The sequence below is a fragment of the Burkholderia sp. NFPP32 genome (assembly GCF_900119325.1).
Lineage (GTDB): Bacteria > Pseudomonadota > Gammaproteobacteria > Burkholderiales > Burkholderiaceae > Burkholderia > Burkholderia pyrrocinia_C.
Genome location: NZ_FPJP01000023.1, coordinates 60,884 through 76,866 on the forward strand (window position 1 = coordinate 60,884; position 15,983 = coordinate 76,866).

At 68.4% G+C, this 15,983-nt stretch carries 16 protein-coding genes and 1 riboswitch; of the genes, 6 read left to right on the plus strand and 10 right to left on the minus strand.

The genetic code is table 11. The features are described 5' to 3' along the window. Positions 1-76: 76 nt before the first annotated feature. Positions 77-760, plus strand: coding sequence for a helix-turn-helix domain-containing protein (locus BT264_RS30200; RefSeq protein WP_072443458.1), 684 nt, complete (start codon positions 77-79; stop codon positions 758-760). Between the two features lie 184 nt (positions 761-944). Beyond that, positions 945-1,093: riboswitch (FMN riboswitch) on the plus strand. Between the two features lie 118 nt (positions 1,094-1,211). Next, complete coding sequence (gene ribB, locus BT264_RS30205; protein ID WP_072443457.1) at positions 1,212-1,922, plus strand: 3,4-dihydroxy-2-butanone-4-phosphate synthase; 711 nt, start codon at positions 1,212-1,214, stop codon at positions 1,920-1,922. Positions 1,923-2,003: 81 nt separating this feature from the next. Here ribB and BT264_RS30210 read toward each other — a convergent pair whose 3' ends face one another. The 5 genes from BT264_RS30210 to BT264_RS30230 form a co-directional block, all read right to left on the minus strand. Further along, a complete protein-coding gene (locus BT264_RS30210) occupies positions 2,004-2,690 on the minus strand; it encodes an HAD family hydrolase (protein WP_072443527.1) in 687 nt (228 codons plus the stop codon). 185 nt (positions 2,691-2,875) lie between these two features. Continuing rightward, positions 2,876-3,862: an inositol 2-dehydrogenase gene (gene iolG, locus BT264_RS30215; RefSeq protein WP_072443524.1), complete on the minus strand. Its 987-nt coding sequence runs from the start codon at positions 3,860-3,862 to the stop codon at positions 2,876-2,878. Between the two features lie 111 nt (positions 3,863-3,973). Beyond that, positions 3,974-4,801 (minus strand): TIM barrel protein, encoded by an 828-nt coding sequence (locus BT264_RS30220; protein WP_072443456.1) that lies wholly within the window; start codon positions 4,799-4,801, stop codon positions 3,974-3,976. A gap of 37 nt (positions 4,802-4,838) precedes the next feature. After that, positions 4,839-5,873, minus strand: coding sequence for a xylose isomerase (locus BT264_RS30225; RefSeq protein ID WP_072443454.1), 1,035 nt, complete (start codon positions 5,871-5,873; stop codon positions 4,839-4,841). A gap of 145 nt (positions 5,874-6,018) precedes the next feature. After that, entirely contained in the window at positions 6,019-7,083 is a 1,065-nt protein-coding gene (locus tag BT264_RS30230) for a LacI family DNA-binding transcriptional regulator (RefSeq protein ID WP_072443522.1), read from the minus strand. 239 nt (positions 7,084-7,322) lie between these two features. On the opposite strand from BT264_RS30230, the gene BT264_RS30235 reads away from it, so the two are divergent. The 3 genes from BT264_RS30235 to BT264_RS30245 are packed head-to-tail and all read left to right on the plus strand — an operon-like array spanning position 7,323 to position 9,945. Next, positions 7,323-8,345, plus strand: coding sequence for a fatty acid desaturase family protein (locus BT264_RS30235; protein ID WP_371287122.1), 1,023 nt, complete (start codon positions 7,323-7,325; stop codon positions 8,343-8,345). A gap of 36 nt (positions 8,346-8,381) precedes the next feature. Continuing rightward, positions 8,382-8,690: a non-heme iron oxygenase ferredoxin subunit gene (locus tag BT264_RS30240; RefSeq protein WP_072443450.1), complete on the plus strand. Its 309-nt coding sequence runs from the start codon at positions 8,382-8,384 to the stop codon at positions 8,688-8,690. 4 nt (positions 8,691-8,694) lie between these two features. After that, a complete protein-coding gene (locus BT264_RS30245; RefSeq protein ID WP_072443448.1) occupies positions 8,695-9,945 on the plus strand; it encodes an NAD(P)/FAD-dependent oxidoreductase in 1,251 nt (416 codons plus the stop codon). Between the two features lie 77 nt (positions 9,946-10,022). Here BT264_RS30245 and BT264_RS30250 read toward each other — a convergent pair whose 3' ends face one another. The 3 genes from BT264_RS30250 to glpD form a co-directional block, all read right to left on the minus strand. Continuing rightward, on the minus strand, positions 10,023-10,739 hold the full coding sequence (locus BT264_RS30250) for an MIP/aquaporin family protein (protein ID WP_034178959.1): 717 nt from the start codon (positions 10,737-10,739) through the stop codon (positions 10,023-10,025). Positions 10,740-10,820: 81 nt separating this feature from the next. After that, positions 10,821-12,323, minus strand: coding sequence for a glycerol kinase GlpK (gene glpK, locus BT264_RS30255; protein WP_034178958.1), 1,503 nt, complete (start codon positions 12,321-12,323; stop codon positions 10,821-10,823). A 105-nt stretch (positions 12,324-12,428) separates the two neighbouring features. Further along, positions 12,429-13,952 carry a glycerol-3-phosphate dehydrogenase gene (glpD, locus tag BT264_RS30260; protein ID WP_072443446.1) on the minus strand — a complete coding sequence of 508 codons (1,524 nt, stop codon included), beginning with the start codon at positions 13,950-13,952 and terminating at the stop codon, positions 12,429-12,431. Between the two features lie 162 nt (positions 13,953-14,114). Here glpD and BT264_RS30265 point away from each other — a divergent pair, with 162 nt between their 5' ends. Further along, positions 14,115-14,483, plus strand: a complete 369-nt coding sequence (locus BT264_RS30265; protein WP_072443444.1) for a hypothetical protein — start codon at positions 14,115-14,117, stop codon at positions 14,481-14,483. Between the two features lie 102 nt (positions 14,484-14,585). Here BT264_RS30265 and BT264_RS30270 read toward each other — a convergent pair whose 3' ends face one another. After that, positions 14,586-14,783, minus strand: coding sequence for a hypothetical protein (locus tag BT264_RS30270; RefSeq protein ID WP_034179421.1), 198 nt, complete (start codon positions 14,781-14,783; stop codon positions 14,586-14,588). Between the two features lie 317 nt (positions 14,784-15,100). After that, positions 15,101-15,880, minus strand: a complete 780-nt coding sequence (locus tag BT264_RS30275) for a DeoR/GlpR family DNA-binding transcription regulator (protein ID WP_006493999.1) — start codon at positions 15,878-15,880, stop codon at positions 15,101-15,103. Between the last annotated feature and the right edge of the window lie 103 nt (positions 15,881-15,983).

The following is a 15,983-nucleotide window of genomic DNA, read 5'->3' on the forward strand; positions in this document are numbered from 1 at the left end:
CCGTTGCAGGCGCAACCCGATTCCGATCCCGGCTTACCCCATACGCAGGGCCGCGCAGCGGCCCGGAGGCAATGCTATGTCTTCACCCCTGGCGCTGGTGCGCGATGTGTCCTCCTTCGAGTCCGGCAACGCCGCCGACGCGCGGGCATCCGCATCGCTCGATGTCCTCGAACAGGTCGTCGGCGTGAACCTCGCGCGCTTGCGCGCCGAGCGGCAGTTGTCGCTCGATGCGCTCGCGCGGCTGTCCGGCGTGTCGCGCGCGATGCTCGCGCAGATCGAGTCGGCGCGCAGCGTGCCGTCGATCAAGGTGCTCTGCAAGATCGCCGCGGCGCTGAAGGTGTCGGTCGCCGCATTCCTGCGCCGCCATGCGGTGAACGGCTTCGAACACCTGGCGGCCGAGCGCGCGTCGCGCGTCGTCAGCTCGAACGGCCGTTTCTCGGCGCGTGCGCTGTACCCGGAAGGCGAGCCGGCCGCGGCCGAATTCCACGAGCTGCGGATCGCGCCGCTGCATACGGAGCCCGGCACGCGCCGCGCGCCCGGCACGACGGTCAATCTCGTCGTCAGCGAAGGCACGCTCGAAGTCAGCGTGCACGACCGCCGCCAGTTGCTCGCGACCGGCGACGCGATCGTGTTCGATGCCGACCAGCCGTACAGCCTGCGCAACCCGGGCGACAGCGAAGCGCGCGCGTTCCGCGTGACGGTGAGCCCTGAGGTGCCGCCGCGCTGGCTCGTGCCCGATGCGGCGCACGCGGCCGGCTGATCGTGCGGGTCGCACGGAACGGGTGCCGTCCCCATATCGGGCGGGATCGCAGCGCGGCAGTCAGCTGTTTGGACGATGCCGTTAGACGGAGTCGTCAGTAAGGTTTTAAGTGCTGTTGGCTGCGCTATGCGCGGCTGTTGTATGCTTGGCCCGCCGGCGATGGGCAGCCCCCATCCGGCAATCAGTGCGTCTTCAGGGCGGGGCGAAATTCCCCACCGGCGGTAGGCTGGCGTAAGCCGGCGAGCCCGCGAGCGCCCGCGCAACCGCGCGGGGTCAGCAGATCTGGTCGAATGCCAGAGCCGACGGTCACAGTCCGGATGAGAGAAGATGTGCAGATAGTCATGTCCGCCAGGGCCGCTTCGCGACGCGTGCGAAGCGGGTTGTCGTTCTGTCTGTTTGCAATGCCCTGAAACGTTTTTCGCCCAAATCGTATTTGCGAGGAGCGTTTCACATGTCCTTGATGTCCGTTTCGTCGGCTCCCGCCGACGCCTTTGCCGATCTCCCGTTGCTGGATTCCGAACCGGTGCCGCCGCGCATCGCCGCTGCGCTCGAAGCGATGCGCGCAGGCCGCGCGGTCGTGCTGCAGGACGACCACGACCGCGAGAACGAGGCCGACCTGATCGTCGCCGCCGAGCGCATCACGCCCGAGACGATGGCGCTGCTGATCCGCGAGTGCAGCGGCATCGTGTGCCTGTGCCTGACCGACGACACGGTGCGCGCGCTCGAGCTGCCGCCGATGGTGCAGACCAACGAGAGCCGCAACGGCACCGCGTTCACCGTTTCGATCGAGGCGCGCGAAGGCGTGCATACGGGCGTATCGGCGGCCGACCGCGTGACGACGATCCGCGCGGCGATCGCCGACGGAGCGAAGCCGCACGACATCGTGCGTCCCGGCCACGTGTTTCCGCTGCGTGCGCAACCGGGCGGCGTGCTTGCGCGCCGCGGTCACACCGAAGGCACGGTCGACCTGTCGATCCTTGCGGGCCTGAAGCCGGCCGGCGTGCTGTGCGAGCTGATGAATCCGGACGGCACGATGACGCGCGGCGACGACGTCGAGCGTTTCGCGCGACAGCACGGGCTGCCGATGCTGACGATCGCGGAACTCGTCGAATTCCGCGAGGCGCTGGCCGCTGCGCGCGAGCGCTGCTGCGAGCCGGCCTGAGCGAGGAGGGAGCGGGCGCGTTCGCGCGCCCGTGGCATGGCGTGCGTGAAGTGGCGCACGCCGGGCCGGCCTGAATGAAAGTCAGGACTGCACGTCGCCGAATTCGCCGCGCAGGCCGGCTTCGACGAGCGCCGGCAGTTCGTCCATCTTGCGCATGATCCGCGTGATGCCCATCGCGCGCAGCGCGTCCGCGTAATTGTCGGGGATGTGGCTCGCGCCGACGAACGCGATCGTCTTCATCCCCGCCGCACGCGCGGCATTCAACCCCGATACGCTGTCCTCGACGACGATGCAGCGCGCCGGCGCCACGCCGAGCGTCTGCGCCGCATGCAGGTAGACGTCGGGGTAGGGTTTCGGCCGCGACACCTGCTCGGAACTGAACACGCGCTCGCCGAAGATCTCGGTGAGCGATGCGCGCTTCAGCGAATTGCGCACGCGCACGAGCCGGCTGTTCGACACGACGGCGGCCGGCAGGCTGACCTTCAGCAATGCGTCGCGCACGCCGGTGATCGGCGCGAGCGATTGCGCCAGCGCGATCTCGATGTTGTGCTCGATGGTCTCGATGAAGTCGGCGGGCATATCGAGCCCGAAGCGGGATTCGAGCCCCGCGAGGAAACGCGACGTCTGCTGGCCGAACGCCGACTTCGCGGCGGCTTCGAAATCGATGTGCGGGAAGGTGGCGGTCAGCGTGTCGAGCAGCACGCGGTCGGCGATGACTTCGCTGTCGACGAGCACGCCGTCGCAGTCGCAGATGAGGTGATCGAGCATGATGGTGAAAAAGCGGGATATCGGCGACGCCGATCGATTCGCCATCATACGTGCTTTCACGCGCATGCCGCGCGACGTTTCGGCAAATCTGCCCGATGCGGCCGTGCCGTCGCAGCATTTCGTACAGGTGTGCTGCCGATGGTGCGACGGCGGCGGCCCGCTTGCACGGGCCGCCATCGCTTGCGTCACATCTCGATCACGCGCCCCGTTTTCCACGACGTCATCGCGGCCTCGGCCAGCTCGAGCGCGGCGAGCCCGTCGTCGATCGTCGTCCTGACCGGCGTGCCGTCGCGCAGCGCGTCGACGAAGTGCGCGATCTCGGCTGCATACGCATGCCGGTAGCGCTCGAGGAAGAACGGCTCCGGCACGTCCGTCGCGATGCCGCCGGCCAGCCACGCGCTCACCTCGGTCGGCCGCACGTTGCCGGCCTGCAGCATCCCGTTGCTGCCGAGCAGCTCGAAGCGCTGATCGTAGCCGTAGGCCGCGCGCCGCGACGTGTTGATCTGGCACAGCAGCCCGCGCCGCGTGCGGATCGTGACGGCGGTCGAATCGAGGTCGCCGGCATCGAGCACGGCCGGGTCGGTCAGGCAGCTGCCGGTCGCGTGCAGCGTCTGCGCTTCGTCGCCGAGGATCCAGCGGAACACGTCGAAATCGTGGATCAGCATGTCCTTGAAGATGCCGCCCGAGCTGCGGATGTAGTCGACGGGCGGTGCGCCCGGGTCGCGGCTCGTGACGACCAGCATTTCCGGTGCGCCGATCTCGCCGCGCTCGACGCGCGCCTTGAGCGCGGCGAACGTCGGGTCGAAGCGGCGCTGGAAGCCGATCATGCAGGTCACGCCGGTGCGCCGCACGATGTCCGCGCATGCGCGCGAGCGCTCGACGCTCAGGTCGACCGGCTTCTCGCAGAACACGGCCTTGCCCGCGTTCGCCGCCGCGACGATCAGGTCCGCATGCGTGTCGGTGCTCGACGCGATCACGACCGCCTGCACGGCTGCGTCGCCGAGCGCGCGATCGATGTCGGCGACCTGCGCGCCGTGTGCGTGTGCGAGCGCTTCGGCCGACGGCGCATGCCGGTCGATCACGTATTTCAGTTTCGCGCCCGGATGGCGCGCGAGATTCGCCGCATGGATCTTGCCGATTCTTCCCGCGCCGAACAAAGCGAATTCGATCATCCTGTTCTCCTGTTCCGTTGAGTCCGTGGTCTTCTTCCTGTCGGGCCCGCGCGTATCGCGCATGGCGTCATGCGTGCCGGTCGCCGCGCCGGCCGCGTACCGCGGCGACGCTCAGCAATCCGCCAGTTCGCGCCGCACGTAGTCGATGCTCGCGCGCAGCCGGTCTTCGATGTCGTCGGCTTCGGCGATTTCGTTCGCGAACGGCTCGAACGAGAACGCGCCGCGGTAGCCGCGCGCGAGCAGTTCGCGCAACTGCCGGATGTTGCCGAGCCGGTCGGCGCCGCCGACCAGCACGCGATGGCCGTCGCGCATCCGGTCGACCGGCAGGCCGTCTTCGTCGACGCCCGAGATGTGCACGAGGCCCGTCAGGTTCGGGAAGAAGATGTCCTCGCCCGACAGGTGATGGTGGAACGTGTCGTGCACGAGCCGGAAGACCTGTTCGCCGGCCGCGGCGTAGATGCCTTTCACCGCATCGGACTTGCGGCGCAGCGCACACTCCTCGAAACCGAGCGGCTCGATGAAGCCGAGCAGGCCGCGCGCTTCGAGGATCGGCTTGAGCGCCTTCAGCGCCTTCACGACATCCGCATGGCGCGCGTCCGCGCCGCGCGTGTCGCCGCGGCTGTTGGTCGGGCACAGCACCAGCGCGCGCGCGCCGCATTGCGCCGCGTAGTCGGCTAGCACGGTCGCTTCGTCGGCGCGCTCGGCGTTCCATTGCTCGAAGCGCTGCAGCGCGTTGATCGTCAGGATCGTCACGCCGCCGGCTTCGGCCGTCGCGCGCACGGCGGCGGCCGGCGTGCCGTCGACGATCTCGACGCCGTCGAGATCGTTGCGGATCTCGATCGCGTCGATGCCGAGGCGCCGGCACAGCGCGACATAGCGGTCGAGCGGCAGGCGCGGCGCGCTCATCCGGTTCAGCGAAAAGTGGAATGCTTGCGTCATCGTTCTGTCCTGTGTGTCGAGTAGGGCGGGGTCCGAATCAGGGGCCCGGGCGGGCGGTGCCGCCGGCCGGCGGGTTTGCCGGCGGCGCTGCGAGCGCGTGCCACGTGTCGCGCAGCCAGTGTGCGCACGCGACGTTGTTGTCGAAGATCGAATAGCGTGCGCCGCCGCCGTAATCGGGAAACGGGATGAACTCGCAACTGATCTGCTCGAGCCGCGCCGGCCGAGCGTGAACCTGCGATTGCAGCAACTGGCGTAGCGCGGCTTTCCACGTGTCGAGCGCCGCCGCGTGCCAATCGCCGTGGTATGCACCCGGTGCCGGCGCGACGAACGGATACTGGATGCCGCGTCCGGGCCGGCCGTCCGCGCGGCGCATCCAGCGATTCTCCGGATTGTTCGGGATCACGCTGCGCGCATGCGCATGCCGGACCCAGCCGCGCGCGATCCAGTCGGCGTAGACGGTCGATGGCGATGCAGGGTCGAGCATGCGGCGCACGCTGTCGGCGGGCTCGCGCAGGCCCGACGCATCGAGTTCGGCGCGATTGCCGATCTTGAACAGCAGGTGCGAATGATCGAGCGTGATCCGGAACGGCGCACCGGCCTGCTCGACATGCCGCGCGACACGCGCGACGCGCGTGAAATCTTCGCTCCACATGTCGACGTGCACTTCGAGGCTCGGCAGGCAGCCGACCGGCTCGCCGCGCTCGTACGTACGCAGGTAGAAATCGGCGACTTCGCGGTCCGACAGCGGATGGCCGTCCGCGTGATGCGCGTAGAGCTGGCAGTTGAGCACCGTGCTGCCGAACCGCGCGCCGGCATCGACGATTTCGGCGACATGCGCTTCGTCATGGCCCGCGCGCCAGATGCCGCCGATCACGCGAATCGGCAGCGCATGGCGTTCGACCAGCGCGAAATACGGCGACAGATCTTCGCCGCGCGCCGGGTTCTTTTCGATGTAGTCGAACACGCCGGCATTGGCGACCATCCGGAAGCGTTCGGCGGGCGCGGGCAGCGGCAGGCCGTCGTGTTCGAGCACGCCGTCGAGGTTCACGCCGATGAGGATCGGTTCAGCCATCGTCTCCTGTCCGTTGTTGTCGTGGGGATGGCTGCTCAATGTACGGATGCGCCGAGCGGGCTGCATGACAAACGTTGACGAAAAATCGCCAATGTGCCGGTCGATTTTTTTCGCCACGCGCATGCATCGCGATGCGCGGCGACATTCAGGGCTGCAAGTAGGCGCTCGTCCTCACGTTCGCCGCACAGAACACGCGGAATTCGACCGGGTCGCCCGGCGGCGGCTGTTCGACGATCCCGCACGCATGCAGCACGTGCTGCAGCGCGGAAATCGCCTGTCCGTCCGGATCCTGGTCGATCGCGAGATCCATTGCGCCGGCGTCGATGAAGGTGCGGTGCTCGTCGAGCATCTCGTGCCCGATCCAGATCACGCGCCCGGTCGCGCCGGCCTTGCGCAGCGCCGCTTCGATGCCGGCCGAGCCGGCGCCGCTGTTGTAGATCGCGACCACGTCGTCGTGTGCCTGCAGTGCCTTCGTCACCGCGCGGTAGCAGCGGTCGTCCTGGTCGAGCGTCTCGACCGGCTCGCCGTCGCAGCGCAGCGCGGCGAACGCGTCGGCAAGCTGGTCGCGGCAGCCGGCCATCCGGTCGGCGTGCGCGCGGTAGCCCATGCGCCCGCCGAGCAGCAGCACGCGGCCGGGGCGTGCCGCCAGGCGGCCGACGTAGTAGCCGGCCGTGCGTCCGGCGCGGTAGTTGTCGATGCCGGCGTAGTGCACGCGATCGATGCCGCCGATGTCGGTGACCATCGTGACGACGGTTTCGCCGCGCGCGATCGCGCCGGCCAGTGCATCGCGCACGCGGGCGGTGTCGCGTGCGGTGACGATCAGCGCCGCGCGCCGGTATGCGGGCCGTTCGATCAGCGCGGCGGCGCGTTCGTCGTCCGCGGCGGGCAGGATCGTCCGGTGTACGACCACGCGCCGGTCGAGCATCTGCAGCGAGCGCTGCAGCGCCTGCTGCAGCCGCCGGAAGAACGGCGCGTCGGTGTCCGGCATCAGCACGTCGACGTGGATCAGCCCGTGCCGCGTGTCGGGCAGTTGCCGCGGCACGCCGAGCTGCCGCGCCGCCGCGACCACGCGCTCGCGCGCCTGCGCCGACACGCTGCCGCGCTCGTTCAGCACGCGGTCGACGGTGGTCGTGCTGACGCCCGCGAGCGCCGCGATCTCGTCGAAGCGCGCGGTGCGCTTGCGCCAGCGCGGCCCGGATTCACCTGCCATGGTCGTCTCCATCGTTGTGGTCGCCATCATCGGGGGCGTGGCGCTGCCAGGAACGCTAAAACGATGGCGAAATTTCGTCAACGTTTCGATTGAGCGGGGGCGGCCGGTCGCCTAATTTTGGTTCCATGGGGGAAGCGCTTGCCGCGCTTCCCGCGCACAAGCAAACCAGGGAGACACGAGTGGTCCATACCGACGACCAGGCGCACGATCGCACGGCGGCGCGCCGTCAGGAATACAGAATGATCGGCGGCGCCGGCGAGCGCGCGCACGCGGCTGGGCTCGTCAACGCCGAGTGGTACCGGTGCGCGGTGCCGCGGCCGCTGATGAAGCAGTTGATGCAGCGCGGCGACGCGCGTGCGATCCGCGACACACTGATCTGGTACGCGGCGATCGCGGCCAGCGGCGCGCTCGCGTGGCTTGCCTGGCGTGCGCATTCGGCGTGGGCGATCCCCGCGTTCTTCGTGTACGGCACGCTCTATTGCAGCCCGGCCGACTCGCGCTGGCACGAATGCGGGCACGGCACCGCGTTTCGCACGCGCTGGATGAACGACGCGCTGTACCAGGTCGCGTCGTTCCAGGTGTTCCGCCGCGCGACGGCGTGGCGCTGGAGCCATGCGCGTCATCACACCGACACGCTGGTCGTCGGGCGCGATCCGGAAATCGCCGCGCCGAAGCCGACCGACTGGCTCGCGCTCGCGCTGAACGTCGTCGCGCTGAAGCATGTGGCCGGCGAACTGCGCAAGATGATCGCGGCCGCGTTCACCGGCCGGCTCGACGACGAGGAGCGCACCTACGTGCCCGAGTCGGAATGGCCGAAGGTCGTGCGCGAGGCGCGCATCCATCTGGCGGTCTATGCGCTCGTGGCCGGTGCGTCGCTGTACTGGCACACGCTCCTGCCGCTGCTCTACATCGGCTTGCCGAGCCTCTACGGCGCGTGGCTGTACCTGTACTTCGGCCTCACGCAGCACGCAGGCATGCCCGAGAACGTGCTCGATCACCGGCGCAATTGCCGCACCGTGATGATGAATCCGGTGTTCCGCTTCCTGTACTGGAACATGAACTACCACGTCGAGCACCACATGTTCCCGATGGTGCCGTTTCACGCGCTGCCGAAGCTGCACGAGGCCGTGAAGGCCGACATGCCGCCGCCATACTGCAGCACGCTCGCCGCGTATGCGGAGATCGTGCCGGCGCTGGTCCGGCAGACGCGCGACCCGTCCCATTACGTCGTGCGGCCGGTGCCGGACACGGCGCGCGCGTGACCGGCATCGAACAACCCAATCAAGGAGACACGCATCATGACGCAATGGATCGACACCGGCGCGCTCGACGACATCGACGATGAAGACGTCGCGCGCTTCGATCACGCGGGCCGCACGTACGCGATCTACCGGATCGACGGCCAGGTTTATGCAAGCGACGGCCTGTGCACGCACGAGAACGTGCATCTCGCGGACGGGCTCGTGATGGGCCATGTGATCGAATGCCCGAAGCACAACGGCCGCTTCGACGTGCGCGACGGCCGGCCGCTGTCAGCGCCCGCATGCGAGAAGCTGCGCACGTACCGCGCGAAGATCGAGGGCGGCCGCATCCTGATCGAGGTGTGATGCGATGACGAACCACCGTGTGATGGCGATCGTCGGCGCGGGCCATGCGGGCGGCCGCGCGGCGCAGGTGCTGCGCGAGTCCGGCTGGCGCGGTCGCATCGTGCTGATCGGCGCGGAGGCGCACCTGCCGTACGAGCGGCCGCCGTTGTCGAAGGGCGTGCTGACGGGCGAGCGCAGCGCGGCGCAGTGCCGGTTGCGCGATCCGGGCGCATGGGCGGCCGACGGCATCGAGCCGGTCGTCGCGACGGTCGAGCGCATCGATTCGCACGCACGCGAAGTGCGCGTGTCCGGCGCTCGGGTGTTCGGCTACGACGCGCTGCTGCTCGCGACCGGCGCTCGCGCGCGCCGCCTCGCGATTCCGGGCGCGGCGCTCGACGGCGTGTTTGCATTGCGAACGCTCGACGACGCGGCGGCACTCGGCGCGCGGCTCGTGTCCGGCGCGCGGATCGTGCTGATCGGCGGCGGCTTCATCGGTCTCGAAGTCGCGGCGTCGGCGCGGCTGCGCGGCTGCCGCGTGACCGTGCTCGACGCCGCGCCGCGTCTGCTTGGGCGCGCGGTGCCGGAAACGATCGCGGCGCGCGTGCAGGCGCTTCACGAGGAGCAGGGCGTGGCGATCCGCGTGAACCGGAAGCCCGTTGCGATCGAGCGGATCTCGGGCGGCGCGCTGGCCGTCGCGCTCGACGACGGCGACACGCTGATCGCCGATACGGTCGTGGCCGGCATCGGCATCGAACCGGCCGACGAACTGGCGCGCGACGCGGGCCTCGCGGTCGATCGCGGCATCGTCGTGAACGCGCGGCTCGAGACGTCGGCGCGCGGCATCTATGCGGCCGGCGACGTCGCAGTGTTTCCGAGTGCGTTGTCGGGGCAACCAGTCCGGCAGGAGACATGGCACGGCGCGGAGACCCAGGCGCGCGCCGCCGCGCGCAACATGCTCGGCGCCGACGAACCGTATCGAGAGATGCCGTGGTTCTGGTCGGATCAGTACGACGCACAGTTGCAGGTGGCCGGAGAGCCGGGGCTCGGCGAACGGTCGGTCGCGCGCAGGCTCGACGGCGACGCCGAAATCCATTTCCATTTCGATGGTGGCGGACGGCTCGTCGCGGCGAGCGGCTTCGGCCGCGCGTCCGGATTCGCCAAGGAGATGAAGCTGGCGAGGACGCTGGTCGAACGCGGCGCCGCGGTGGCGCCCGCGGCGGTCGCCGACGCGAACCTGAAGCTGAAATCGTTGTTGCCGGCGTCGGCCGGCGGGTAGGCGGAACGTGCAATGAAAAACAGCCCGCGGCCTTCCGGCACGCGGGCTGTGTTGCTTCGTCGGTGCGACGGGCCGCGTCAGTGCGGCACGTGCAGTTGCAGATAGAGCACGGCTGCGAGCGAGCCGCCGATCAGCGGGCCGACCACCGGGATCCACGCATAGCGCCAGTCGCTGTCGCGCTTGCCGGGAATCGGCAGCAGCGCATGCATGAGGCGCGGCGCGAGGTCGCGCGCGGGGCTCATCGCATAGCCGGTCGGGCCGCCGAGGGAGATGCCGATGCCGAGCACGAGCAGGCCGACGGGCAGCGCGTCGAGCGCGCCGAGGCCGACCTGCGGCGACGCGAGATACAGCACGCCGAGGATCAGCACGAACGTGCAGATCGCCTCGGTCAGCACGTTGTGCCGGACGCTGCGGATCGCGGGCGCCGTGCAGAACACCGCGAGCTTCAGGTCCGCATCGGCTTCCTTCGCGAAGTGCTGGCGATACGCGAGCCACACGAGCAGCGCGCCCGCCATCCCGCCGAGCATCTGCGCGAGGATGTAGCCGCCGACTTTCGACCACGCGAACTTGCCCGCGAGCGCGAGGCTGATCGTCACGATCGGGTTCAGGTGCGCGCCGCTGAACGACGCGGTCACGTAGACGGCGACGAATACGGCCATCGCCCAACCCCACACGATCACGATCAGGTCCGCGCCCTTGCCCTTGGTCTTCGCAAGCAGCACGTTTGCGACCGCGCCGTTGCCGAGCAGCACGAGGATCGCCGTGCCGATGAATTCTGCAATATAAGGTGACATGGTTGTCTCTCGTATGTCGCGGCGGACTCGCGCGCCGCGCGGTCCGCCGGTGTTGTTGTATTTCGTCTGGATGGCTGACGATTACTGGGTATCGTCGGCCCATGCCTTCGCGGCGCGCACCGCACGCTGCCAGCCGGCCATGCAGCGTTCGACCTGCTCCTTCGGCATCGACGGCGAGAAGCGGCGATCGAGCTGCCACTGGTCTCGCACTTCGTCGAGGTTCTTCCAGTAGCCGATCGCAAGGCCCGCGAGGTAGGCCGCGCCGAGCGCGGTCGTCTCGGTGATCTGCGGACGCACCGCGTCGACGCCGAGCAGGTCGGCCTGGAACTGCATCAGCAGGTCGTTCGCGCTCGCGCCGCCGTCGACGCGCAGCTCGCCGATGCTGATGCCCGAATCGGCTTCCATCGCGGCCAGCACGTCGAGCGACTGGTACGCGATCGAATCGAGCGCCGCACGCGCGAGATGCGCGGCCGTCGTGCCGCGCGTGACGCCGAACACCGAACCGCGCGCCCGCGCGTTCCAGTGCGGCGCGCCGAGGCCGGCGAACGCGGGCACGAGATAGACGCCGTCGGTGTGCGGCACGCTCGCGGCGAGCGCTTCGATTTCAGCGGCCGTCTTGATGATGCCGACGCCGTCGCGCAGCCACTGCACGACCGCGCCCGCGATGAAGATGCTGCCTTCGAGCGCGTACTGCACGTCGTCGCCGATCTGCCATGCGATCGTCGTGACGAGGTTGTTCTTCGACTCGATCGGCTTGTCGCCGGTGTTCATCATCAGGAAGCAGCCGGTGCCGTAGGTGTTCTTCACCATGCCCGACGTCGTGCACATCTGGCCGAACAGCGCCGCGTGCTGGTCGCCGGCGATGCCCGCGAGCGGGATCTTCGACGCGAATACGGTGGTTTTCGTATGGCCGTAGATTTCCGACGACGCCTTCACTTCCGGCAGCATGCTGCGCGGGATGTCGAGCAGTTCGAGCAGCTCGCTGTCCCACTCGCGCGTATGGATGTTGAACAGCATCGTGCGCGACGCGTTCGTCACGTCGGTCACGTGCAGTTCGTGCTTCGTGAAGTTCCACACGAGCCAGCTGTCGACGGTGCCGAACGCGAGTTTGCCCTGGCGTGCCTTGTCGCGTGCGCCCGGCACGTTGTCGAGGATCCAGCGGATCTTCGTCGCGGAGAAGTACGAATCGATCGGCAGGCCGGTTTTCGCGCGCACCTTCGCTTCGAGGCCCTGCTTCTTCAGCGAGTCGCAGAAGTCGGCCGTGCGGCGATCCTGCCAGACGATCGCGTTGTAGACGGGCTGGCCCGTCTCGCGATCCCAGACGATCGTCGTCTCGCGCTGGTTGGTGATGCCGATCGCCGCGATCGACGTGCCGTTCAGGCCCGTGCGCGTGACGGCTTCGGCGGCGACGCCGGCTTGCGTCGACCAGATTTCCTGAGGGTCGTGCTCGACCCAGCCGGGTTGCGGGTAGATCTGCTCGAATTCCTTCTGGGCGATCGACACGATATTGCCCTGGCGATCGAACAGCATCGCGCGGGAACTCGTGGTGCCCTGGTCAAGCGCGAGGATGTACTGGTCCTGCATGTCTCTCATCTCCATCCGTGGATTGGCTTAGTTGTGATGCGCGCCGCATGTGGGGCGGCGCGTCGGTGAGTCAACTTCGGTCAGACAACTGCAACTGCTTTCGGATCAGGCGTGCGGCGCGTGCACGGCGGCGAACCATGCGTCGACCGCGGCCGTCACGGCATCGAGCGTGCCCGGCGCGACGTGCAGGCCGAGCTTCGAGCGGCGCCACAGCACGTCCTGTGCGCAGGTCGCCCATTCGGCATCGCGCAGGTAGCGCAGTTCGGCGTCGTAGATGCCCGGCGCGATTTCGGTGCCGAGATCGGCGAGCGACTTCGCGTCGTCGACCACGCGTTCCGCACGCGTGCCGTAGGCGCGCGCATAACGACGGGCGAGTGCGGCCGGCAGCCACGGATGACGTTTCGCGAACGTGTCGGCGAATACGTCGAACTTCGCGTTCGCGATGTCGCCGCCCGGCAGCGCGACGCCGGCCGTCCAGGTTTTCGCGTCGCGGCCGAGCGCGCGGCACAGCATGTCGCCGGCTTCTTCCGCGAGCTTGCGGAACGTCGTGATCTTGCCGCCGAACACCGACAGTAGCGGCGCGCCCGCGCCGTCGTCCAGCTCGAGGCGGTAGTCGCGCGTGACGGCCGATGCATTCGCCGCGTTCTCGTCTTCCAGCAGCGGGCGCACGCCCGAATAAGTCCAGTGCACGTCGGCCGGCGAGATCTTGCGCTTGAAGTAGCGGTTGATCGAATCGCACAGGTACTGCGTCTCGTCGCGATCGATCGCGACCTTCGCGGGATCGTTCGTGTATTCGACGTCGGTCGTGCCGATCAGCGTGAAGTCGTGTTCGTACGGAATCGCGAAGATGATCCGCTTGTCCGGGTTCTGGAAGATGTACGCGTGATCGTGATCGAACAGGCGGCGCGTGATGATGTGGCTGCCTTTCACGAGCCGCACGCTGTGCTGTGCGCCGCGGCCGAGCGCGCCGTGCAGCACGTCGCCGACCCACGGGCCGGCCGCGTTCGCGATCGCGCGCGCATGCACGACGCGGATCGAGCCGTCGGCGTGCTGCAGCCGCGCTTCCCATTCGTCGCCGCGGCGTTCGGCGGATACCAGCTTCGTGCGCGTCAGGATCTCGGCGCCGCGCTCCTTCGCATCCATCGCGTTCAGCACGACGAGGCGCGCGTCGTCGACCCAGCCGTCCGAATACACGAAACCGCGCTTGATCGAGTCGATCAGCGGCGCGCCGGCCGCATGGCGGCGCATGTCGATGCCGCGCGAGCCGGGCAGCAGTTCGCGTTTCGCGAGGTGATCGTAGAGGAACAGGCCGATGCGGATCAGCCAGGCCGGACGCAGGTTCGGCATGTGCGGCATCACGAAGCGCAGCGGCCACATGATGTGCGGCGCCGCGCGCAGCAGCGTCTCGCGCTCCTGCAGCGCCTTGCGCACGAGCCCGAACTCGTTGTACTCGAGATAGCGCAGGCCGCCGTGAATCAGCTTCGTGCTGGACGACGACGTATGCGACGCGAGATCGTCCTGCTCGCAGAGCATGACCGACAGGCCGCGGCCGGCCGCATCGCGCGCGATCCCCGCGCCGTTGATGCCGCCGCCGACGACGAGCAGATCGTAGCGATTCGGTTGGGTCACCTGCTGTCCTTATCGTCTGATGGAAATGGGCGAACACTAAATGTTCGAATTCGAAATTTAACGAACGAAATCGAAAAAGTAAAGTTCGAAAAAGCGGGGCCAGTAGCGCGCGGCGCGATCCCGGACGATACTGGCGCATTCGACCGTTTCGCGAGGTGAATCATGCGTATTGGGATGTGGGCCGGCGTGTGCGCCGTCCTTCTGGCGGGGTGCAGCGCCGGCACGCCGCCGCTCGCCGGCAACTGGCGGGCGCCGTCGTTCACCGACCTGCAGACGTCGTGCGGCGGCACCGCGCGCGACTGGGGCGCGGACGCGCAGCCGGTCTACTCGACGCTGTACGACGCGTACGTGGCGAAACGATATCGCGGGCTGACCGAAGCGAACTATTGTGCGTTCGTAAACGAACTTTCGACGCACTATGCGGCGCCCGACGCGGCGGCGCGCGCCGGCTGGATCGCGTATTTCAACGGTGCGCGCGCGCAGGCCATCAGCTGGCGGGCGGCGGTCGATCCGACGCTGCGCGGCGGCTGACCCCGGCTGCGGCCGAGTGAGGCGAACCGGCGGAGGAAGCGGAAACGACCGCGCGGCCGGGAGTCGGTCCGGCCGCGCGGTCAGGTCAGGAACAGCGAGGTTTCACGAATAGCGGTACTTGATGGATCGCAGCGCGGCGTCGCCGGTCTCGGTCACGCAGTATTTGCGCCCCGAGCCGAGTCCTTCAAGGCGGACGAGTTGCTGTTCGAGCAGTGTGTCCAGTTCATCCCGATCCATGTCGCGCTGGTCAGGCGCGTCCTTTACAAGCAATAGCGTGGCGAATTCATGCGGACTCAGCATCGTTCTCTCCATGGCAACCGGTCTGCCCGCGCGGCCGGCGCAAACGCCGACGCACGATACCCCGCGGGGTGTATGGCTTGGGGGGGAAAGCTGCATTCGCCGGCCCTGCGATTCGCACCCGCCCTGGCACAGGCGGATCGGGCGAACGGGCCGGGGAACTGGAGTCTAGTCGAGCGCGCGGGCAACGACAAATCGTGCCCCGTTAATTTTCCGTTTGACAGGAGGATGCACCGCAAGCGGTCCGCTCGCGGCGCCAACTTCTTGATTTCACTTGAAGTTTCGGGTGCGGTGCAGCATCGCTGACGCGTTCGCAAGCATCATTCCGCGACGTACACCTGGGTGCCGGCGGCGGCTACCGTGTCAGCCATCTCGGGCGGCAGCGGCTTGTCGGTGAAAAGCGCGTGCACCTGGCTCAGGTGGCCCTGGCGCACCAGCGCCGGGCGGCCGACCTTCGAATGGTCGGTCACGAGGTAGACCGTGCGCGCATGCTGCATGATCGCCTCGGCGACGCGCACCTCGCGCGTGTCGAAGTCGCGCAGCGTGCCGTCGGCCTCGATCGCCGACGTGCCGATGATCGCGTAGTCGACCTTGAACTGGCGGATGAAGTCGATCGCGAGTTCGCCGACGATGCCCTTGTCCCACGGCCGCACGATGCCGCCCGTGATCAGCACCTCGCAGTCGGGGTAGCCGCTCATCATCGACGCGACGTTCAGGTTGTTCGTGATCACGTGCAGCCCGTGGTGGCGGTTCAGCGCGCGCGCGACTTCCTCGGTCGTCGTGCCGAGGTTGATGAACAGCGACGCCTGGTCGGGGATGTGCGAAGCCGCGAGCGCCGCGATGCGCCGCTTCTCGTCGTGGAACATCCGCTGGCGCGCCGTGTACGACACGTTCTCCGAGCTGGTCGGCAGGCTCGCGCCGCCGTGGTAGCGGCGCAGCAGGTTCAGGTCGGCGAGCCAGTTCACGTCGCGGCGGATCGTCTGCGGCGTCACCGCGAAGTGCGCGGCGAGATCGTCGACGGTCACGAAGCCGTCGCGCTGCACCCATTCGAGCAGTTCCTGCTGGCGCGCGTTGAGGGTGAGGCGGGGATCTCGGGTCATGGCTCGGTGGTCGTGTCGTGAGACGGAGCGGGTATTGTAAGGGCGGCAACGCCGTTCGGCCGGCCTGGCCGGCACGGCCGCGTGAAATTCATGCGGGAATTGC